Raw genomic sequence first — 20,151 nt, 5'->3', positions numbered from 1 at the left:
CCTTATAGAATGTCGCCAGCTGACTCAGCTAAGATACGACGTGCGATAATCACGCGCATGATTTCGTTTGTGCCTTCAAGAATTTGATGCACACGGACGTCTCTGAAATGACGCTCTAATGGGTATTCTTTGATGTAACCATAACCACCGTGAATTTGTAGTGCGTCGTCACAGACTTTAAAACCAACATCTGTAGCAAAACGTTTAGCCATCGCACAGTAAGTGGTTTTTTCACTGTCACCGGTATCTAGTTTAAATGCGGCTAAGCGCACCATTTGACGAGCAGCAACAAGCTCAGTGTTCATATCGGCAATCTTAAATTGCAGTGCTTGGAAAGCAGCTAATGGTTTACCAAATTGCTCACGTTCTTTTAAGTATTCGCGAGCAGTATTAAGAGCTGCTTGTGCTGTACCTAATGAACAGGTAGCAATATTAATTCGGCCACCATCTAAGCCTTGCATTGCAAACTTAAAGCCTTCGCCTTCTTGACCTAATAAGTTAGCCGCAGGAATTCTCACACCTTCGAAGCTAATTAAACGTGTAGGCTGTGCATTCCAGCCCATTTTTTCTTCAGCTTTACCGTATTCGATACCTGCTGCGTCTGCAGGTACAACAAATGCCGAAATACCGGCAGCGCCTTCACCACCAGTGCGTGCCATAACTACAAGTAAATCAGTTTCACCAGCACCTGAGATAAACATCTTAGAGCCTGAGATCACATACTCATCGCCCTCTTTAACCGCTTTGGTTTTTAGCGATGCAGCATCAGAGCCAGAGCCTGGCTCTGTTAAACAGTAAGACGCAAGTAACTCACCCATTACTAATTGTTCACAGTATTGAGCTTTTACTTCCTCAGTACCAAAGCTTGCAATCATCCAGGTTGCCATATTATGAATGGTCAACATAGCGGTTGTTGCGGTACAACCCATGGCAAGCTGCTCAAAGATAATGCTTGAATCTAGGCGAGATAAACCTAAGCCGCCCGCTTCTTCAGGGGTATATAAACCACAAAAGCCTAGCTCACCGGCTGCTTTAATGGTGTCTTTCGGGAAAATGTGTTCTTGGTCCCACTTAGCTGCATGTGGAGCAAGTTCTGACTCTGCAAACTGACGGGCTGTTTCAGCAAACGCTTGCTGATCTTCGGTTAAATTAAAGTCCATAGTAGACCTCTATTTTGTTGTCTTATTCTTGTGTGAATAACGATTGTTGTCGTTTAAATGTGTGTTCTTTGAGCGAGCGTGTGCTCGCTCAGCAATAAATTAATTACGGCTTACTTAAGGTTGATACTCATGTTCGGACCTGAGGCGATATCATCCTCGAACCAACGTGAAGTAATTGTTTTCGTTTCTGTGTAAAAACGAATACCTTGCTTACCATAGGTGTGTTGATCACCGTAGAATGAGCCTTTCCAACCTGTGAAAGAGAAAAACGGGAGTGGCACAGGAATTGGCACATTGATACCAACTTGACCTACTTCGATTTCATGTTGGAATTTACGTGCAGCAGCGCCGCTTGATGTGAATAACGAAGTACCGTTACCGTAAGGCGAGTTATTGATAAGCTCAATCGCCTCTTCTAGAGTATCTACAAACATACAAGCCAATACAGGACCAAAGATCTCTTCTTTGTATAAATCCATCTCGGTGGTTACATCAGTAAATAGCGTTGGACCAACCCAGTTACCTTGCTCGTAACCTTCAACAGTAAAGTCAGAGCCATCAATTAAGCACGTTGCACCTTGCTCTTTACCACTTGCGATAAGCGATAAAATACGATCTTTAGCTGCTTTTGATGTTTGTGGGCCGTAAGCAGCGTTAGCATCATCCCATACACCTGGGCGTACGTTTTCAAAGCCAGCTTTAATTTCGTCAACCCAGTCTTTTGCTTGACCAACAAACACAGCAACCGAAATACCCATACAGCGCTGACCCGCAGCACCTACAGACGCACCGACTAGGTTATTTACAACATGCGATTTACTTGCATCTGGCATAATAACCATGTGGTTTTTTGCACCTACACAAGCTTGCACGCGTTTAAGGTTTGCTGTGCCTTTTGAATAGATGTATTCACCTACACCACACGAACCAACAAATGAAATCGCACGTACTGCTGGGTCTTCTAATAAACGGTCAACTTGTGGTTTTGTACCATGAACAACTTGTAACACTCCTTTTGGTGCACCTGCTTCAACAAATAGTTCAGCTAAACGCATCGGTGTTAGTGGATCTTGCTCTGATGGTTTCAGAATAAAGGTGTTACCACACACAATAGCTAGTGGGAACATCCATAAAGGGATCATCGCAGGGAAATTAAATGGCGTAATACCCGCACATACACCTAGTGGTTGCATGTAAGAGTAAGTATCGATTTTACGCGCTACGTTTTCCATTGTTTCGCCCATCATCAGAGATGGTGCATTGGCTGCTTGCTCAACCACTTCAATACCACGCCAAACATCGCCTTTGGCATCTTCAAATGTTTTACCCAGCTCATGACAAATAATCGTCGCAAGTTCGTCATGGTTTTCTTTTAGTAGTGCTGCGTATTTCATCATAATGCGCGCACGCTCAGAAATTGGCACTTCTTTCCATGTTTTAAATGTTTCTTTTGCAGAGGCAATGGCTGCATCCATTTCAGCATCCGTTGCACACGGAACTTGGGCTAACACTTCTTGGTTTGCAGGATTGATAACATCAATCAGCTGCGATGAACTTGATTGGGTAAATTCGCCGTTGATAAATAAAGGTACTTGGTGCATGAGGCACTCCTCCCCAGTGGGTATAAAGAGGCCGCAACATGATAGTTTTTAAAATACGTTGCGGCTGTGAGAGATTAAAATTCTAAAGCGATTAAATAGCTTCAACAGCCATAGCAACAGCTTCACCACCACCGATACACAGTGAGGCAACACCTTTGCTAAGACCACGATTTTTTAATGCATGAATTAAGGTAACTAAGATACGCGCGCCGCTTGCACCAATAGGGTGACCAAGTGCACAGGCACCGCCGTTTACGTTTACTTTTCTTTCATCAAGTTTTAACTCGTTAATTGCAAGCATAGTCACCATGGCAAACGCTTCGTTGATTTCCCATAAATCAACATCATTAACAGACCAACCTGCTTTTTCTAAAAGCGATTGCATTGCGCCAACAGGTGCTAAAGTAAATTCACTTGGTGCTTGAGAGTGTGTGCTGTGAGCAACAATACGACACAGTGGTGTTAAACCTTGTACTTTAGCATCTGATTCACGCATTAACACAAGCGCTGCTGCACCATCAGAAATTGATGACGAGTTTGCAGCTGTAATCGTACCGTCTTTTTTGAATGCAGGACGTAAACCCGGGATTTTATCAGGACGTGCATTGCCTGGTTGCTCATCAATCGCAACGGTCACATCACCTTTGCGAGTAGAAATAGTGTGCGCGGCAATCTCGTTTGCAAATGCGCCGGTTTCAATCGCACTATTCGCTTTAGTTAGTGAGCTAAGCGCAAAGTTATCCATTTGTTCACGACCAATTGAATACTGATCAGCAGTGTCTTGTGCAAAACAACCCATTGCTTTATTGTCGTAAGCATCTTCAAGGCCATCACACATCATGTGATCTTTTACTTCACCATGACCCATACGCATACCTGAACGTGCATTTGGTAACATATAAGGGGCATTACTCATGCTTTCCATGCCACCAGCAACCGCTGAGTTGATAGAGCCTGATTTAATTAAGTCATGGGCAAACATTGCAGCCTTTAAGCCAGAGCCACATACTTTGTTGATTGTTGTTGCGCCAGTACCTTGATTAAGGCCTGCTTTTAACATTGCTTGGCGTGCAGGTGCTTGACCAAGACCAGCTGGTAATACACAGCCCATGATCACTTCGTCAATCTTATCGGCAGATAAACCGGCTTGCTCTAAGCTACTTTTAATAGCTGTAGCACCTAAATCAGTTGCGTGTGCACCACTTAGTGCGCCCATAAAACCACCCATAGGGGTACGTTTTGCGGCAACAATAACAACGGCTTCAGTAGTCATAATTGGCTCCATGTAAGTGGTTATCATCATGTGTTCAAATCATGTGTAACCAAACAGTTAATTTGTTATAGTTTAATTTCGATTTAATTCAGCATACATAATATTTACGTTTACGCCAACGTAAATCTAAAATCAACATTTTTGCGGCTGGTAAAACTGTAAACTTATCTGTATTTTGTTGTATGAAAAATCGAACATCTGCTTACAAGGCTAGATAAATAAAGCTTTTCAACAAATCCAACCAGTTATCTTTATAAGTCTAAAGTATAACTCCCAAATCACCCTTTACCTTTACGTAAACTTCACTTATATTGGTGTTATTCGAATGAGGTAAATAAATCATGAAACAAGACAATCAAACAAACTTTGAAAGCGCAGCAGTTGAACCTGCTAGCAATGAGCAAACGTTTAGTATCAGCGAACTAGCAAAAGAATTTGATATTACCACCCGCTCTATCCGCTTTTATGAAGACCAAGGCCTGATCTCACCTGATCGCAATGGTCAAACCCGTATTTATTCAAAACGCGACAAAGTAAGACTAAAACTTATTCTACGCGGTAAACGCTTAGGTTTTACCTTGGCCGAAACGGGCCGTTTGTTTGAACTTTACGATGCAGATAAATCAAGTGCTAAACAGCTAGTGACTATGCTTGACCTTATCGCAGAGAAAAAAGCAGACCTAAGCCAACAGATGGACGACATTAAAGTTGTACTGATGGAATTGGTTACAGCAGAACGCCGCTGTCGTGAAACCCTTAATAATTTAGACGAATAACCTGACAACAATCTCGTCATCAGACTCTCACAGGAACACACATTATGAGCACTATTTCACTTTATAAAGAAATGAACTTCGGACTTGGCGAAACAGCAGACATGATCCGCGATCATGTTAATAGCTTTGCGAGCCAAGAAATTGCCCCACTTGCAGAACAAACAGACGTAGACAATGCCTTCCCTAATCAACTTTGGCCACAGCTTGGCGAAATGGGTTTATTAGGTATGACAGTACCTGAAGAATTTGGCGGTGCGGGCCTTGGTTACCTTGAGCATGTTATTGCAATGGAAGAAATTAGCCGTGCAAGCGCATCGATTGGTTTAAGTTATGGTGCTCATTCAAACCTATGTGTTAACCAAATTAACCGTAATGGGTCACAGGCTCAAAAAGAAAAATACCTGCCTAAGCTTATCAGCGGTGAGCACATTGGTGCCCTTGCGATGAGTGAGCCAAATGCGGGTTCTGATGTTGTATCAATGAAATTAAAAGCTGAGAAGAAAGGTGATGTATTTGTTCTTAACGGTAACAAGATGTGGATCACCAATGGTCCAGATGCCGATACCTTTGTTATCTATGCTAAAACAGATTTAAATGCTGGCCCTAAGGGCATCACAGCGTTCATCGTTGAACGTAACACACCAGGATTCTCTACTGCGCAGAAGCTAGACAAACTTGGTATGCGTGGCTCTAACACCTGTGAATTAGTGTTCGAGAATTGCGAAGTACCAGCAGAAAACATTCTAGGTAACTTAAACGAAGGCGTAAAAGTACTTATGAGTGGCCTTGATTATGAGCGTGTTGTTTTAGCTGCAGGCCCGCTTGGCATTATGCAAGCATGTATGGACATTGTGGTTCCTTATATTCATGAGCGTAAACAATTTAATAGCCCAATTGGTCAGTTCCAACTGATTCAAGGCAAAATTGCTGACATGTACACGCAAATGAATGCAGCTCGTTCATATGTTTACACGGTAGCTCGTGCATGTGATCGCGGCGAAACAACGCGTAAAGATGCCGCTGGCGCTATTTTATATGCCGCAGAGCTGGCGACTAAGATGGCCCTTGATGCTATCCAAATCTTAGGTGGTAATGGTTATATCAACGAATACGCAACAGGTCGCTTGTTACGTGATGCAAAACTATATGAAATTGGCGCAGGTACTTCAGAAATCCGCCGCATGCTAATTGGTCGCGAATTATTCACTGAAAGCCGATAGGACCTTGTTATGACGATTTTAAAATCGAGTGTAAATCCACACGATCCGCAATTTTTGCAAAATCACGACAACATGGCCGCTCTCGTAAGTGATTTACGTGAAAAAGTAGCGGATATCCGTTTAGGCGGTGGCCCTGCCCTAATTGAGCGCCACCAAGGCCGTGGTAAGTTGTTTGTTCGTGACCGTATTGAAACGCTACTTGATGAAGGCTCGCCATTTTTAGAGATTTCTCAATTTGCTGCCTTTGGTGTATATGATCAAGCTATTCCTTGTGCCGGTGTTGTTGCTGGTATTGGTCGTGTGAAAGGCGTTGAATGTATGATCATCGCCAATGATGCAACCGTAAAAGGCGGTACATACTTTCCACTAACAGTGAAAAAACATCTACGTGCCCAAGATATCGCAGAGCGTTGTCATTTACCGTGTATTTATTTAGTTGATTCAGGCGGTGCAAACCTGCCTGAACAAGATGATGTATTTCCAGATAAATTACACTTTGGCCGTATTTTCTACAATCAGGCTCGTATGTCTGGAAAAGGCATTCCACAAATTGCAGTCGTAATGGGTTTATGTACCGCAGGTGGTGCTTATGTACCAGCGATGGCAGATGAAAGTATTATTGTAAAAAAGCAAGGCACAATTTTCTTAGCAGGCCCGCCACTGGTTAAAGCAGCTACCGGTGAAGAAGTAAGTGCTGAAGAGCTCGGTGGCGCTGATGTTCACTGTAAAACATCAGGTGTTGCCGATCACTATGCTGAAAACGATGCCCACGCACTTTCGATTGCTCGCCAATGTATTGAACGAATTAATTATCAGCGCCCTACTGCACCGTTACTTGATGATGTTAAACCGCCGCGTTACGACATTAACGAAATTTACGGCATTGTGGGTACCGACCTTAAAAAGCCATTTGATGTACGTGAAGTAATTGCCCGTGTTGTTGATGATTCATCATTTGATGAATTTAAACGCTACTTTGGCGAAACCTTAGTAACCGGCTTTGCAAAAATCTTTGGTCACCCTGTAGGTATTGTTGCCAACAACGGTATTTTATTTAGTGAATCTGCGCAAAAAGGCGCGCACTTTATTCAGCTATGTGCACAACGTAAAATTCCTTTGGTGTTTTTACAAAACATTACTGGTTTTATGGTTGGTAAGAAATACGAAGCCGAAGGCATCGCCAAGCATGGTGCGAAAATGGTAACCGCTGTGTCATGTGCTGATGTACCTAAATTCACCGTGTTAATTGGTGGCTCTTATGGTGCAGGTAACTACGGTATGTGTGGCCGTGCATTCGAACCAACCATGATGTGGATGTGGCCAAACGCCCGTATCTCTGTAATGGGTGGTGAACAAGCAGCTGGCGTTCTAGCACAAGTTAAACAAGACGGTTTAGCCCGTAAAGGCGAAAACATGACTGATGAGCAAGTCAGTGAGTTTAAAAAGCCAATTATCGAGCAATACGAAAAACAAGGTCATCCATATTACGCCAGTGCCCGCCTTTGGGATGATGGCATTATCGATCCTGCTGATACCCGCAATGTATTAGGGCTTGCCTTAAGCGCAGCTAAAAATGCACCAGAGCGCGATTCGCAGTTCGGCGTATTTAGAATGTAATGGAGGCCTTATGTCAGTAACACTCGAAATAACAAAATCAAATGTGGCTGTACTGGTACTAAGTCGCCCTGAAAAACACAATGCATTTAACGAAGAAGTCATTAGTGAGCTGATCCGTTTAATTGAGCACGCAAACAGTTGCGATGTGCGCGCACTGGTTTTAAAAACCGAAGGTAAGCACTTCTCTGCTGGGGCTGATTTAAATTGGATGAAGTCGATGGCTGGCAATGACTTTGCTGAAAACTTAGCGGATTCTATGCAGCTAGCAAAGCTTATGAAAGTCCTTGCTACCAGTCCGCATCCTACAATTTGTGCCGTACAAGGTGCTGCATTTGGCGGTGCCTTAGGCTTGATTGCGTGTTGTGATATCGCGATTTGCCAAGACGATGCGCAATTTTGCTTGAGTGAAGTAAAGCTGGGTCTTATTCCTGCGGTTATCAGCCCTTATGTCATTAAAGCTATTGGTGAACGCGCTGCACGTCGTTATTTTTTAACGGCTGAGATTTTTGACGCGCATACAGCCAAGCAACTGGGTTTAATTCACCAGATCACCGGCGATTTACAAACAGCGCTCGACAAACACTTACAAAACCTTGTCAACAATGGTCCTGTTGCTGTTAAAGCAGCAAAACAGCTAATAAATGATGTAGCTGGCAACGTAATAGATGATGCACTGATTGAGTTAACCGCTGAGCGCATTGCTCGCATTCGTGTATCTGAAGAAGGCCAAGAAGGCCTAACTGCTTTTTTTGAAAAACGTGCCCCTAACTGGCAGAAATAGGAACCATTATGACAACAAAATCATTGAAAAAAATTCTCGTTGCCAACCGTGGTGAAATTGCCTGCCGAGTTATGCGTACAGCAAAGCAAATGGGCTTAACAACGGTTGCAGTGTACTCAGATGCTGATAAACATGCTCAGCACGTAAAGCTTGCTGATGAGGCGTATCACATTGGCCCTGCGCCAAGTAAAGATTCGTACTTAGTGGCAGACAAAATCATCGATGTGGCAAAACAAGCAGGTGTTGATTGTATTCACCCAGGTTATGGTTTTTTATCTGAGAACTGTGACTTTGCGCTCGCGTGTGAGAAAAATGATATCGCCTTTATTGGCCCGCCAGCATCAAGCATTGAAGCCATGGGTTCAAAAACCCGCGCTAAAGAAATAATGCACCAAGCAAATGTACCTTTAGTGCCTGGTTACTATGGTGACAACCAAGATACTGAGTTCTTACAAGCCGAAGCTGAAAAAATTGGTTACCCGGTACTGATTAAAGCGGCCTTTGGTGGCGGTGGTAAAGGTATGCGAGTTGTTGAACACGCAAAAGACTTTATCGGTGCACTTGAAGGCGCAAAACGTGAAGCTAAAGCTGGTTTTGGTAACGATTTAGTGCTGTTAGAGCGCTATGTCACCAAACCGCGCCATGTTGAAGTACAAGTTTTTGCCGATAGCCATGGTAACTGTGTGTACTTAGGTGACCGTGACTGCTCTTTACAGCGTCGTCACCAAAAAGTAATTGAAGAAGCCCCTGCTCCGGGTTTATCTGATGCACTTCGTAAAGAAATGGGTGAAGCTGCGGTACGTTGTGCCCAAGCGATTAACTATCGCGGTGCAGGTACGGTTGAGTTTTTATTATGCGGTAATGAATTCTTCTTCATGGAAATGAACACCCGTTTACAAGTAGAGCACCCAGTAACAGAAATGGTAACCGGTGTTGATTTGGTGAATTGGCAAATCAATATTGCGGCAGGTGAAGCATTACCACTTAGCCAAGCAGATATTCAGCTACAAGGTCACAGCTTTGAAGCGCGTATTTATGCAGAAGATCCAAGTAATGACTTTATTCCGTGTTCTGGCCACATTGACGCCCTATTCACACCGAACGAATCTGAATTTGTACGTATAGATACAGGGATTGCAGCGGGTGATGAAATTAGCCCGTTCTACGATCCTATGATTGCTAAATTAATTGTGCATGACGATAACCGTGAGGCAGCGCTTGGGCGTTTAGCAAAAGCACTAGAGCAATTCCACCTAGCAGGTTTTAGCTGTAACGTTAATTTCTTACATAACCTTGCTAACCACCCTACTTTTCAAGCAGGTGCACCCGATACGCACTTTATTGAAGACCAAGGTGAGCGCCTTGTTGCTAAAAACGAGCAACAGTCTGTTATTGCGACCGTTGTGGCAGCCTATGCGTATGCACATCAACTAAAAGGTGAAAGCAGCAGCCCATGGCAACAATTAACAGGCTTTATGCTAAACAGTGACCCTAAAACAACAATTCCGTTTGTAGATTTTAACGTTCATGCTGTTAAGACCTCAGATGGCTTTAAAATCAGCCTAGATGGAGTTGACTATACAACCTCGGGCAAGGTTGAAAATGGCCTTTCAAACCTAGTCGTTAATGGCGAAAAAGTTGTAGCTCATATTAATCAAACAGACTCTCACATCACAGTGATGTACAAAGCACAGCAAACGGTGCTAGAACTGATTGATAAGCACTATATTAGTGAACACGAAAGTGATGCACTACCACTTGCTGCACCACTCAATGGTACTGTTGTTAAACATTTAGTTGAGGTAGGTACTACTGTCGCTAAAGGTGACGCTGTTGTCATCATTGAAGCGATGAAAATGGAATACACCCTTAATGCCCCGCATGATGGTGTATTAACCAGCTATTGCTTTGCTGAAGGTGAACTGGTGAGTCATGGTGATATGCTCGCGATTGTTGAAGAGCCGGAGGCGTAATGGCACAGTTTCCTGATTTTGTTCGCATTGTAGAAGTTGGCGCCAGAGACGGTTTGCAAAATGAAGCCGCCGTTAGCGCTCAAGATAAAGTCGCTCTTATCAACGCCCTTGCAGATGCTGGGCTTAAAGATATTGAAGCAGGCGCCTTTGTGTCACCTAAGTGGGTGCCACAAATGGCTGACTCTAGCGATGTAATAAGCGCATTAAATTTGCCAGACGTTAACTTAAGTGCCCTCACCCCGAATTTACGGGGTGCAGAGGCAGCAAAACAAGTCGACATTCAAGAATTTGCAATCTTTACAGCAGCAAGTGAAGCGTTTTGTCAAAAGAACATTAACTGCTCTATTGATGAAAGTATTGACCGCTTTAAGGATGTTATGGATTTTGCCAAAGCGAATAACATTCGTGTTAGAGGTTATGTTAGCTGCGTCATGGGTTGTCCATATCAAGGTGATGTCGACTACAATGATGTATTAAAGGTATCAGAGAGATTATTAGAGCTTGGTTGTTACGAAATTAGCCTTGGCGACACCATTGGTGTAGGTACGGCGAAAAAAGTAGATGAGTTATTAGATTTACTCTTGCAACATATTGATAAATCAAAACTCGCTGTACATTTTCACGACACATACGGACAAGCGCTTACAAATATTTACACCGCCCTAAGCCGCGGTATAGCAACGGTTGATAGTGCTGTTGCAGGCCTTGGTGGCTGCCCTTATGCCAAAGGTGCGTCAGGAAATGTTGCCACTGAAGATGTAGTTTACTTACTGCAAGGACTTGGCATAGAGCATGGAATTCATTTAGAAAGACTGGCGAAAGCTGGTTGGGCTATTTGCAGTGCATTAAATAAACAACCTGTCAGCAAGGTATCACTTGCTCTAAAGAACACTCAGAATAATTAAGGAGTAGGCTCATGGCCGGTTTCGATAAAGTGGTTTCAAGTTATGAAGCTGCAATGGAAGGTTTAAAAGATGGCGATACTATTATCGCTGGTGGCTTTGGCTTGTGTGGTATTCCTGAGGGACTTATCAGTGAAATTAAGCGTAAACAGACTAAAAATCTAACCGTTGTTTCAAACAACTGCGGTGTTGATGATTTCGGCTTAGGTATTTTACTTCACGATAAGCAAATTAAAAAAATCATCGCTTCTTATGTGGGTGAAAATGCGCTTTTCGAAAAACAACTACTCGATGGCGAAATTGATGTTGTTTTAACACCACAAGGTACACTCGCTGAGAAGATGCGCGCCGGTGGTGCTGGTATTCCTGCGTTTTATACTGCTACAGGTTACGGCACTCCGGTTGCCGAAGGCAAAGAAGTTAAAGAATTTGATGGTCGCCCATATATCTTAGAAGAGTCAATTACAGGTGAGTTTGCCATTGTTAAAGCATGGAAAGCCGACCGCTACGGTAATCTTGTATTTCGCCACACAGCTATGAACTTCAATCCGATGGCCGCGACAGCAGGTAAAATTACCGTTGCTGAAGTTGAAGAGATTGTTGAGCCAGGTGAACTTGAGCCAAGCCAAATTCATACCCCAGGTATTTATGTTAATCGCGTGATCAAAGGTGACTTTGAAAAACGCATTGAACGTGTAACAACTCGCGATTAAGGAGCAATAAAATGGCATTATCACGTGAACAAGTTGCAATGCGTGTTGCACAAGAACTACAAGATGGCTATTACGTAAACCTAGGTATTGGTATCCCTACTCTGGTTGCTAACTATGTACCTGACGGTATCGAAGTAATGTTGCAGTCTGAAAATGGCTTATTAGGCATGGGTGCGTACCCAACCAAAGACCAAGTTGATGCAGATATGATCAACGCGGGTAAAGAAACCGTGACAGCAGCCACAGGTGCAGCAATATTTAATAGTGCAGATAGTTTTGCCATGATACGGGGTGGTCATGTAGACTTAACAGTATTAGGTGCATTTGAAGTTGACCAGAACGGTAACATCGCATCGTGGATGATCCCAAAAAAGCTAATTAAAGGCATGGGTGGCGCGATGGACCTCGTTGCTGGCGCGAAGAATATTATTGTTACGATGACTCATGCAAGCAAGCATGGCGACTCTAAGTTATTAGAAAGTTGCACTTTACCGCTAACTGGGGTTAACTGTGTAAAGAAAATCGTAACTGATTTAGCCGTACTAGAAGTTAAAGACGGCGCATTTCATCTAATCGAACGCGCTCCAGGCGTGTCGGTAGATGAAATTATTAGCAAAACGGCAGGCAAATTGCTTGTTGAAGGTGATGTTCCAGAGATGGTTTTTTAAACCACTCACATCCCATGTACCGACCTCATTCCCAGTGCCAATGGCGCTGAGTTACCCAAAATCCCTCGCAAGAGGGATTTTTTTTATCTAAAGTCAGCCTTTCGCCGCACCATTTTGTCACATAAATAGTATAAAATGCCCTGCTTTAGTGAATTGGCAGTATCTAATACTGAGACTATGACGAAATAGCTAAAACTGCTAAGATCACTTTTTTACTAAACATTTGCCTAAACATAGATTAAACGAGCGATTAAAGGCTGTTTTTTATACAATATGGCAAGAGTTAGCTATATTCATTCTTTACTCTCTATTTTTTTTACATTTTGGGATAATAATTGCTTAGCAGTTAATTAACTAACAAGCGCTATTGAGACTTACTGAAATTAACTATGCAAACACCTATTCGTGGCCTACGCTCATTTTGTTTTGCTGCTCGTACCCTTAGCTTTAAAGATGCAGCAAACCAGCTTTACCTTACACCGTCTGCCGTAAGCCATCAGATCAAACAATTAGAAGAACAATTGGGTATTGAACTATTTGAACGTCAAACCCGTTCAATTCGCCTAACAGCGGCTGGTAAGAATTTTTATGACTCTGTATCACCGCTTATTAAAGCGCTAGAAAAAACCATTAATGAGTTTAGTCAGTTACAAGAGAACGTTACGATCAGTATTACGTTACCTGAGTTTTTCGCCAGTGAGCTTTTAATGCCAAAACTGAGCGAATGGACCAGTGAGCACCCAAATACAAACTTACAGCTTAATACCTTAAAAACGCGTAAAGAGCTGACTAAGCAAAGCGATTTGTCGATTGTATTGTCTTCATCTAAACCGCACGAAGGCGTTGTACATGAGCTATTTTCGCTATCGTATACACCAGCTTGCAATAAAGAAAACTGGCAAGCATGGCAAGAAAACCCGTTTCAGGCTTTAAATGAAGTTCCTCTTATACTTCATAAAGCGCGTCCTTGGGCTTGGCACCAATGGGCAGAGCATGCTGGTATTGATGACTTTGCACCAAAACAAATTATTCAGGTTGATAGTATGTTTGGTGTGGCACGTGCCGCGCAACAGGGTATGGGTATTGCCCTAATCCCCTTGCCTATCAGTCAGACTTGGTTTGATGAACAATGGTTATTTAATTTCACCAATATGCCATTAAAAACGAAAGATAAATATTACTTAGTGCAACACGATCCTAGTGAAACTAATGCACAATTAGAGCTATTTATAAAATGGATGCTTGATACTTTCAAACATCTAAAATAAAAGATTAAAGACCCTCAATTTTGTTGAGGGTCATTTATCTTTAAATTAGCTTTTAGATTTGGTGACTAAAATACTCATTTTGTTTTCACCAATTTCAAAAGAAGCCTGTTTACTATATTCCACAACAAAAGAAGGTGCAAAAGATCTTCCAGCGAGTGTGATAGATGTTTCTATAGCCGCCGTATTATTTTGTAGTGGTGTAACTTTAACTTCATAACTAAACCCCTCACCTATAGAGATGCTCGCAGGTTGTTTTTCTTCCACCAGCATTTCTGGCGATGCTAGTAGCTCATTCGCTTTATAAACAGATGTTTCAACTTGAAAACTATCAGCTGCGAAACAACTTGTTGATGCTAAAAATACTCCAGCTACTAAACCTAACTGTTTTTTCATATTTATTTACTTATCTCATTTATAGGGTTTGTCCGTAATTAATATCAGTTAGTACGTTTATTTGATACACGGAAACTTCAGAATGTTAACTATCACAATCAAAGCTCTCGATAATACACATCAATGGTATGTGATATAGCTTCATAGCGGTTATTTTCATGTTTAAAACAGGCTTTGCGCAGTTCCTTCTCTTCGTAGTTTTTACCTGCCACGACGACTTGATCGAGAGTTTGCGAATTTGCACAGAATTGATTTGATGAAATTGTTTCTACTTTGACTGATTGAGCTTTTGAGCGCGGTAATGAACTAGGCTTAGGATTTTGCTTCATGCCTTCAAGTAACTGTGCTTTAGTAACAGGCACAGTATCTGACCCTATGCCTGGAATATGCAATGTTTGTCTAATCGTATAGTTTTTACTTAATAATGGCGTAAACAAAGATACATCATTGCTCAAATAAGCCTGCTCAAAATTAAGATAAACAGCCACTTTATCTTCAGCTGCATTGGCAATAACAGGCCCTAAAAGTAACAACGCAAATATCAGTTTCATGGTTATACGCTTATTCTGAATAAATTAAGTCATCAACTACACATACCATCATAAAGTACCGATTTTATTTTTAATTAACAACAATTTGTTTGTTTTGCGTACTCAACTCCTTTATTGTTCTTTATCGTAAACATTACCTATTTTAACCCCGTATCTGCTTTATCGGGGTCAGATCAATCGGAGTCAGATCAATCGGAGTCAGATCAGACGGCTGACGGCTGACGGCTGACGGCTGACGGCTGACGGCTTTAAGAGTAATTCATTACATTAGACTAAAGTCTATAGGTTAAATTTCTTCATCTTTTAGGTCATTTTTTATCGTTTGTTGAATTTGCAGTGTTCAATTAAAGTTCATTTGTCGGCGATTGATACCGACTCAAATAGAGGAAATGATTATGTTTAGTACACTTATGAAACGCGTTGCAGTTAGCTCATTATTAACTTGTTCAGCTATGGCAGTGGCTGATCAAAGTGACTACAAATTAATGGTTATTGATCAATCTACACAAGCAACAGTAGAAACAAACCGCCAATACGAACTAGCATTTAACCAATGTGCGTTAAGTGTTCAAGCAAAGAATTTTACAGAAGCTGAAACACTTTGCTCTAAAGCAATCAGCTTGCTTAGCAAGAGCAAGGTACCTGCTTATAAACGTCGTGAATTAACCTCATTTGCATTAAGCAACCGTGGTGTAGCTCGAATCATGTCTGAAAACGACACTGCTGCATTGTCTGACTTTTACGAAGCAGTACAAATTTCAGGTAACGAGTTAGTAGAGCACAACTTAACGCGTGCGAAAAAGAACTTAGCATTATAAGTTCTCACAGAATTGTGTTGTCACAAAACCCAGCTTCGGCTGGGTTTTGTCGTTTAGGTGTTTCGTTTTTTAGTCTTCCGCTTTTATCAATAAATCAAGTTCTTTTAGCAATAGGCTCTCTACTGTCTTTTTATTCATTTTAGCCAATTGCTCTAAGCTGTAATTCTTGCCAATTTCTTTCGCTAAAATATAACCTAGGTAATAACCTCTTCGGTATGGCAGCTTTGTCTCGTCCTTTGCGAAGTTGAAAAATGAAGAATATATTTCAGTTTTTTTTGAGTAAAACTTTTTCTTAAGGTCAACGAAAGAATCGAGCTGCCTTGCGCGAATCTTTTTCACCAAATTGCTAGGTATGTTTAGCATCAATTCATCATCACTGGCTGACGGAGTTAATTTATGTGAAACGTAAGTAGCTAATCCCTCAGTCCAAATAGAGCACCATAGCTCATCCTTACATTGAAATAATTTTTCATGATAAACGTGAAATAACTCGTGATGAAAGAATGGCGTATCGTTTTTCCAGGTATGATATTTGGCCATAAGGTCTACACCAAACATTAAGTAAGTCTTACCATTTAACTCTCGCGTTGCCCCATTGAACCTTCCTAATGAGTGAAGTATGTAAATGGGGGTTTCAGATTTGAAATCAGGGAAAGTAGCAATAAATGATTCCATACTGCTGTTTAACTCTTTAGATAAACGTCTATTTTTTGAAAAATATACTTCTTCTATTCCACTGAAACCCTCAATAGCTTTAACAAAGCTTTTGTCACTATAAAAAGGCGCAAATTGAGAGGTGAAATGTTGAGAAAACTGCTCTGCTCTATTTTCTGCAGTCAACGTCTTGCTTGACTGATATAAAGTATAAAAATCATCAGCGAGATTAATGACTTCAAAATCAGCTGACTGCTTGTTAGCAAGCGCATTAAATGAAAGCACACCAAATATGAAGATAGAGAGTAGAAGAAATTTAGAGAATATTTGCATAATTATAGTCAGAATTATTTGTTAGGATAAAGTCGAATATGTTGAAGATTCGATAATTCATGTCTAAGTGGTTGGTTGCTCAGACAATGCCTGTTTGTAACTTAAATCAAAATGTTTGAGTAACTGATTCAAGTAGTTCAGATTTATCTGGTTAGGTTTAAAGCTTTGCCCCTTTTCAATATTTGCTATGTGTTGTTTTAGTTTTGCTTTGTCTTTATTCCAAAAAGCGATGTTTCCTAGTACAAAGTCATTCCAATACATTTTTGAACCACTTAGCTTTTCATCGGGATCCAATACTTTTTTAGCGTGAAAAACCGCTTGTTGATAGTCACCCGCTAACCCTTCCATTTGAGCTAAATGCCAAGTTAATGAGCTTTCATTTGAATTATTATGAGAGATATAACTTTTTATCAGAATGGCAGCTTCAGCATGGCAACCTGATTTTTCTAACAATCTAAAACCGGCATCGTACGTCTGATCAAATTGTTGGTATGTTAGGCTCAAATCGTCTTTTAACCTTTCTTCAAGCTCAACTTTACAGTCAGCAAAGCTTACATTTGATATAATTAAAAACCCGATTGATAAGAGTCCTGTTTTCATAATTCTGTCCTTAAATTTGCTAATGCCTGTATAAGATAACACTGCAATCAAACGCAAGTTCACTACAAAATAAAAGTAGTTGGTTCCATGTAACCTTTAAATTGTTGTAAATTTTCTATAATTCTAAACGAATTATTACACAAGATGATCTTAAATCACCAGAATATACAAATAGACATCCTGAATATAGCTTAACGTGCCAATTCATAAGATAAATGTAATTCGTAAACGTGTGTTCTTCATTAATGGCTATGAGAATGAAGATGAAGAGTATCTATACTTGATCGCCTAATACAATCGTCATCTAACACTGTGTACTTATAGACATGAAAGCAGCCATACAACCCTGAGAGAATAAATAAGCTATTGCAGATACTAAGAGCCTATTACAACTTTTGTTTAACTGGGAATAATGGTAAAACACCAGCAGAAAAATTAGGCATAGCGAAAGGTCCTTTGCCCTTGATTGAGCCATATTTTTATATAACACGGAGGACACAACTTAATGGAAAGCTTTTTATTTAAGTTTGCATGTTTTGATTGCAGAGTTTCTTTTAAGAAGCCTGCTACCAATAATATTAAAGAATACAGTGCCCACTTGCCAGAAGCTGTACTATCGCATAAATGCATGATCTGCGGTAACAAGATGGCATTTATGGGTAGGCAATTTCAATCACCACAAAAATCAGACTTAAGTGGTTGGAAATCTGCTCAATTATTATGGGAGCATGGTTTTAGGTTTGTTGGAAATGGGTTTCACAATTCACCCGCATTACCAAAGAAAAAACCTGATACATTAGCTTTTATTTCGGAAAACAAAGATCACAATCAAAAGGTGTCATTTTCAGTAGATTGGGAAGTATACAAAGCAATTACGTAAATAATTCAGTTAATAACAAGAGCAATTTACGCAGCCACTTGTTGCACACGAAAGGTTAATGTTAATGGCTTAGTTGAAATGGCTTTTTTTAGCGTCTGCTTTGGTATTCCGGACGCCCAGTAGCTTTTTGAAATAAAACCGTAAATTACTTCAAAATCAAGATCAGTTTTGTCTGTGCTAATTCTATATCCTTGCACCAGTATTCCTTCTTACGGTTTATCATGATAATTATGAATTTATTGCTAGTCTGCGTACCACAATAAACTCTTGTTACTTAAGATGTTTAGTTTTAACAAAGTTACTAACCAATTGCTACTGTCCAAATATTAAGACTGTGCCCCTTTGACCTAAATATATTTTAAAACCACAATTTACGGACCCAAATAACATTTCTATATAAGAGACAGCATTAAATTTATCAGCACTCAACTCAGCTAATTTGTAACTTTCAATACAGGAATAAAACAACTTCACCTCCTCTACATCACAGTAAAACTCCGAATCCTGAGTAATTACTCTATAGATTAAATTTCTTCATCTATCAGTTTTAATTTAATCGTTTGTTTAGCTTATGGGAATATTTTAAAGTTCACTCGTTGGTAAGAAACACCAACTTATTCAGAGGAAAACTATCATGTTAAAAACACTTGTAACCACTATTGCACTTAGCTCTTTATTAACTTGCTCAGCGATGGCAGTAGCCAAACAAGCTGATTATAAACTGATGGTTATTGAGCAAGCTCAAACGAACGATAATGCAACTAGCCAATACGAAACTGCCTTCAACCGCTGTGCATTAAGCGTTAAAGAAAAGAATTTTTCAGAAGCGGAAAGCCTGTGTACACAAGCAATTTCTCTTCTAAGTACAAGTAAGGTACCAGGTTACAAACGCCGCGAATTAACTTCGTTTGCACTTAGTAACCGTGGTGTTGCCCGCATCATGTCTGAAAAAGATACTGCTGCACTTTCTGACTTTTATGAAGCGGTGCAAATTTCAAAAAATGAACTTGTTAATCACAACTTAAGTCGCGCAAAACAAAACCTAGCGCTGTAACAGTTCCCCCAACCAAATTGTTGTCGAAAGCCCGGTTCTTGTGTGTTCTGACCGGGCTTTTTTTATTTAATGTTTGGCAAATAAATCTGACATCCCCTTCATTGTGATGCGATCAAATTGAATTTCTACAGGTAATCCTTCTATATGGTATTCTGCTGGAATATCTACTTGCAAAATAAGTTTTAAAGCGGCTTTTTCGCCTTCGAATGGACCTGAAAGCTGCGGGGGTATCTTACTTGTAAGCTCTGTATATTCATTAATTACAGCATCAAATTTTTTACCATTTGGAAGTTTTACAGTCGCTTTTTGACCTATTTTTGAATACTCCAAAAATTTTGGTGCAAGATAAGCATGAACTCTTAGTTCTCTGCCGGTATCTACTGAAAATAATGGTGAGTTTTGATCTACAAACTGACCATCTTGCACAAAGATATCGTTAATATTTCCCGAAAACGGAGTTTTAACAACAAGGTTTTGTTGCAGTGCAGACAACTTTGCAAATTCAATTGAAAGATCTTGATAGCGTTGCCCCTTTAATCCATACAAGCGTTCCATTTCTTGCCGCTCTTTCTCACGCAAGATATCAACTTTTGTCTGTTCGTAACTTAATTGAGCACTGTTAAAAGCAGCTATTGCGCTTGCTAAATCAGAAACGGGGACTATTCCGCGGCTTTTATAATCTTTATACGTATTAAGTAATTCTTGCTGCCTTTCAACGCCTTCTTTTGCGACTCGCTTTCTTTGTTCTAGCTGCGTCATAATTGTTTTGCTAAATGGTATCTGTTGTTGAGTCCCGAATTCAGATAATAAGTGCACCACTCATGGTTAAACGGTGAGAAGAGATCAACTGCCTGTTGGTGGTACTCTATCGTCGCCAAACAAACAGAAGCATTTACCATGAGTTACAAGCAGTTGA

The 20,151-nt window shown here is 40.7% G+C and carries 20 protein-coding genes; 12 read left to right on the top strand and 8 right to left on the bottom strand.

The window, feature by feature from the left end; genetic code table 11:
- Positions 1-2 precede the first annotated feature (2 nt).
- The 3 genes from L1272_RS19580 to L1272_RS19570 form a co-directional block, all read right to left on the bottom strand.
- Positions 3-1,160, bottom strand: a complete 1,158-nt coding sequence (locus L1272_RS19580) for an acyl-CoA dehydrogenase family protein (RefSeq protein ID WP_138602212.1) — start codon at positions 1,158-1,160, stop codon at positions 3-5.
- Between the two features lie 110 nt (positions 1,161-1,270).
- Positions 1,271-2,761, bottom strand: coding sequence for a CoA-acylating methylmalonate-semialdehyde dehydrogenase (locus L1272_RS19575; RefSeq protein WP_055197193.1), 1,491 nt, complete (start codon positions 2,759-2,761; stop codon positions 1,271-1,273).
- A 91-nt stretch (positions 2,762-2,852) separates the two neighbouring features.
- Positions 2,853-4,034 (bottom strand): acetyl-CoA C-acyltransferase, encoded by a 1,182-nt coding sequence (locus L1272_RS19570; protein WP_235374134.1) that lies wholly within the window; start codon positions 4,032-4,034, stop codon positions 2,853-2,855.
- 341 nt (positions 4,035-4,375) lie between these two features.
- Here L1272_RS19570 and L1272_RS19565 point away from each other — a divergent pair, with 341 nt between their 5' ends.
- The 9 genes from L1272_RS19565 to L1272_RS19525 all read left to right on the top strand — a co-directional run bounded on the left by L1272_RS19565 (position 4,376) and on the right by L1272_RS19525 (position 13,952).
- Positions 4,376-4,810, top strand: a complete 435-nt coding sequence (locus tag L1272_RS19565) for a MerR family transcriptional regulator (RefSeq protein WP_054553803.1) — start codon at positions 4,376-4,378, stop codon at positions 4,808-4,810.
- A gap of 44 nt (positions 4,811-4,854) precedes the next feature.
- Positions 4,855-6,030, top strand: coding sequence for an isovaleryl-CoA dehydrogenase (locus L1272_RS19560; protein ID WP_235374133.1), 1,176 nt, complete (start codon positions 4,855-4,857; stop codon positions 6,028-6,030).
- A gap of 9 nt (positions 6,031-6,039) precedes the next feature.
- Positions 6,040-7,647, top strand: coding sequence for a carboxyl transferase domain-containing protein (locus tag L1272_RS19555; RefSeq protein ID WP_235374132.1), 1,608 nt, complete (start codon positions 6,040-6,042; stop codon positions 7,645-7,647).
- Positions 7,648-7,657: 10 nt separating this feature from the next.
- Positions 7,658-8,428 (top strand): enoyl-CoA hydratase/isomerase family protein, encoded by a 771-nt coding sequence (locus tag L1272_RS19550; protein ID WP_062569055.1) that lies wholly within the window; start codon positions 7,658-7,660, stop codon positions 8,426-8,428.
- Positions 8,429-8,436: 8 nt separating this feature from the next.
- A complete protein-coding gene (locus L1272_RS19545; RefSeq protein WP_235374131.1) occupies positions 8,437-10,401 on the top strand; it encodes an acetyl/propionyl/methylcrotonyl-CoA carboxylase subunit alpha in 1,965 nt (654 codons plus the stop codon).
- The gene (locus L1272_RS19540) at positions 10,401-11,306 is read left to right on the top strand and encodes a hydroxymethylglutaryl-CoA lyase (protein ID WP_235374130.1); all 906 of its coding nucleotides are present in this window, start codon (positions 10,401-10,403) and stop codon (positions 11,304-11,306) included. The genes L1272_RS19545 and L1272_RS19540 overlap by 1 nt, the downstream gene beginning before the upstream one ends.
- An 11-nt stretch (positions 11,307-11,317) precedes the next feature.
- Positions 11,318-12,016, top strand: a complete 699-nt coding sequence (locus L1272_RS19535) for a CoA transferase subunit A (protein WP_055197201.1) — start codon at positions 11,318-11,320, stop codon at positions 12,014-12,016.
- 11 nt (positions 12,017-12,027) lie between these two features.
- Positions 12,028-12,684: a 3-oxoacid CoA-transferase subunit B gene (locus tag L1272_RS19530; RefSeq protein ID WP_054553796.1), complete on the top strand. Its 657-nt coding sequence runs from the start codon at positions 12,028-12,030 to the stop codon at positions 12,682-12,684.
- Between the two features lie 389 nt (positions 12,685-13,073).
- Positions 13,074-13,952, top strand: a complete 879-nt coding sequence (locus tag L1272_RS19525; protein ID WP_235374129.1) for a LysR family transcriptional regulator — start codon at positions 13,074-13,076, stop codon at positions 13,950-13,952.
- A gap of 45 nt (positions 13,953-13,997) precedes the next feature.
- Here the strand turns inward: L1272_RS19525 and L1272_RS19520 are convergent, their stop codons facing one another.
- Entirely contained in the window at positions 13,998-14,345 is a 348-nt protein-coding gene (locus tag L1272_RS19520) for a hypothetical protein (protein ID WP_235374128.1), read from the bottom strand.
- 98 nt (positions 14,346-14,443) lie between these two features.
- Positions 14,444-14,896, bottom strand: coding sequence for a hypothetical protein (locus L1272_RS19515; protein ID WP_235374127.1), 453 nt, complete (start codon positions 14,894-14,896; stop codon positions 14,444-14,446).
- A gap of 395 nt (positions 14,897-15,291) precedes the next feature.
- Here L1272_RS19515 and L1272_RS19510 point away from each other — a divergent pair, with 395 nt between their 5' ends.
- Complete coding sequence (locus tag L1272_RS19510) at positions 15,292-15,714, top strand: hypothetical protein (RefSeq protein WP_166340183.1); 423 nt, start codon at positions 15,292-15,294, stop codon at positions 15,712-15,714.
- Between the two features lie 69 nt (positions 15,715-15,783).
- On the opposite strand, the gene L1272_RS19505 is transcribed toward L1272_RS19510, so the two are convergent.
- Positions 15,784-16,701 (bottom strand): DUF5700 domain-containing putative Zn-dependent protease, encoded by a 918-nt coding sequence (locus L1272_RS19505; RefSeq protein WP_235374126.1) that lies wholly within the window; start codon positions 16,699-16,701, stop codon positions 15,784-15,786.
- Between the two features lie 63 nt (positions 16,702-16,764).
- Positions 16,765-17,358, bottom strand: coding sequence for a hypothetical protein (locus L1272_RS19500; RefSeq protein WP_235374125.1), 594 nt, complete (start codon positions 17,356-17,358; stop codon positions 16,765-16,767).
- A gap of 448 nt (positions 17,359-17,806) precedes the next feature.
- Between L1272_RS19500 and L1272_RS19495 the strand changes: the two genes are divergently transcribed.
- Together L1272_RS19495 and L1272_RS19490 are read left to right on the top strand one after the other, a co-directional pair.
- Positions 17,807-18,181, top strand: coding sequence for a hypothetical protein (locus tag L1272_RS19495; protein WP_194441490.1), 375 nt, complete (start codon positions 17,807-17,809; stop codon positions 18,179-18,181).
- Positions 18,182-18,815: 634 nt separating this feature from the next.
- Positions 18,816-19,235 (top strand): hypothetical protein, encoded by a 420-nt coding sequence (locus tag L1272_RS19490; RefSeq protein ID WP_054553788.1) that lies wholly within the window; start codon positions 18,816-18,818, stop codon positions 19,233-19,235.
- Between the two features lie 66 nt (positions 19,236-19,301).
- On the opposite strand, the gene L1272_RS19485 is transcribed toward L1272_RS19490, so the two are convergent.
- Entirely contained in the window at positions 19,302-19,994 is a 693-nt protein-coding gene (locus L1272_RS19485) for an HlyD family efflux transporter periplasmic adaptor subunit (RefSeq protein WP_235374124.1), read from the bottom strand.
- Positions 19,995-20,151: the final 157 nt, after the last annotated feature.

This window comes from Pseudoalteromonas sp. PAST1, assembly GCF_021532515.1.
Lineage (GTDB): Bacteria > Pseudomonadota > Gammaproteobacteria > Enterobacterales > Alteromonadaceae > Pseudoalteromonas > Pseudoalteromonas simplex.
Note: the sequence above shows the minus strand (reverse complement) of the source record. Positions and strands in the feature narration are given on the sequence as shown.

What these genes read in the sequence shown, in the direction of transcription:
- L1272_RS19580 (WP_138602212.1), bottom strand. Translation starts at nt 1,160, where the DNA reads ATGGACTTTAATTTAACCGAAGATCAGCAAGCGTTTGCTGAAACAGCC.
- L1272_RS19575 (WP_055197193.1), bottom strand. Translation starts at nt 2,761, where the DNA reads ATGCACCAAGTACCTTTATTTATCAACGGCGAATTTACCCAATCAAGT.
- L1272_RS19570 (WP_235374134.1), bottom strand. Translation starts at nt 4,034, where the DNA reads ATGACTACTGAAGCCGTTGTTATTGTTGCCGCAAAACGTACCCCTATG.
- L1272_RS19565 (WP_054553803.1), top strand. Translation starts at nt 4,376, where the DNA reads ATGAAACAAGACAATCAAACAAACTTTGAAAGCGCAGCAGTTGAACCT.
- L1272_RS19560 (WP_235374133.1), top strand. Translation starts at nt 4,855, where the DNA reads ATGAGCACTATTTCACTTTATAAAGAAATGAACTTCGGACTTGGCGAA.
- L1272_RS19555 (WP_235374132.1), top strand. Translation starts at nt 6,040, where the DNA reads ATGACGATTTTAAAATCGAGTGTAAATCCACACGATCCGCAATTTTTG.
- L1272_RS19550 (WP_062569055.1), top strand. Translation starts at nt 7,658, where the DNA reads ATGTCAGTAACACTCGAAATAACAAAATCAAATGTGGCTGTACTGGTA.
- L1272_RS19545 (WP_235374131.1), top strand. Translation starts at nt 8,437, where the DNA reads ATGACAACAAAATCATTGAAAAAAATTCTCGTTGCCAACCGTGGTGAA.
- L1272_RS19540 (WP_235374130.1), top strand. Translation starts at nt 10,401, where the DNA reads ATGGCACAGTTTCCTGATTTTGTTCGCATTGTAGAAGTTGGCGCCAGA.
- L1272_RS19535 (WP_055197201.1), top strand. Translation starts at nt 11,318, where the DNA reads ATGGCCGGTTTCGATAAAGTGGTTTCAAGTTATGAAGCTGCAATGGAA.
- L1272_RS19530 (WP_054553796.1), top strand. Translation starts at nt 12,028, where the DNA reads ATGGCATTATCACGTGAACAAGTTGCAATGCGTGTTGCACAAGAACTA.
- L1272_RS19525 (WP_235374129.1), top strand. Translation starts at nt 13,074, where the DNA reads ATGCAAACACCTATTCGTGGCCTACGCTCATTTTGTTTTGCTGCTCGT.
- L1272_RS19520 (WP_235374128.1), bottom strand. Translation starts at nt 14,345, where the DNA reads ATGAAAAAACAGTTAGGTTTAGTAGCTGGAGTATTTTTAGCATCAACA.
- L1272_RS19515 (WP_235374127.1), bottom strand. Translation starts at nt 14,896, where the DNA reads ATGAAACTGATATTTGCGTTGTTACTTTTAGGGCCTGTTATTGCCAAT.
- L1272_RS19510 (WP_166340183.1), top strand. Translation starts at nt 15,292, where the DNA reads ATGTTTAGTACACTTATGAAACGCGTTGCAGTTAGCTCATTATTAACT.
- L1272_RS19505 (WP_235374126.1), bottom strand. Translation starts at nt 16,701, where the DNA reads ATGCAAATATTCTCTAAATTTCTTCTACTCTCTATCTTCATATTTGGT.
- L1272_RS19495 (WP_194441490.1), top strand. Translation starts at nt 17,807, where the DNA reads ATGGAAAGCTTTTTATTTAAGTTTGCATGTTTTGATTGCAGAGTTTCT.
- L1272_RS19490 (WP_054553788.1), top strand. Translation starts at nt 18,816, where the DNA reads ATGTTAAAAACACTTGTAACCACTATTGCACTTAGCTCTTTATTAACT.
- L1272_RS19485 (WP_235374124.1), bottom strand. Translation starts at nt 19,994, where the DNA reads ATGACGCAGCTAGAACAAAGAAAGCGAGTCGCAAAAGAAGGCGTTGAA.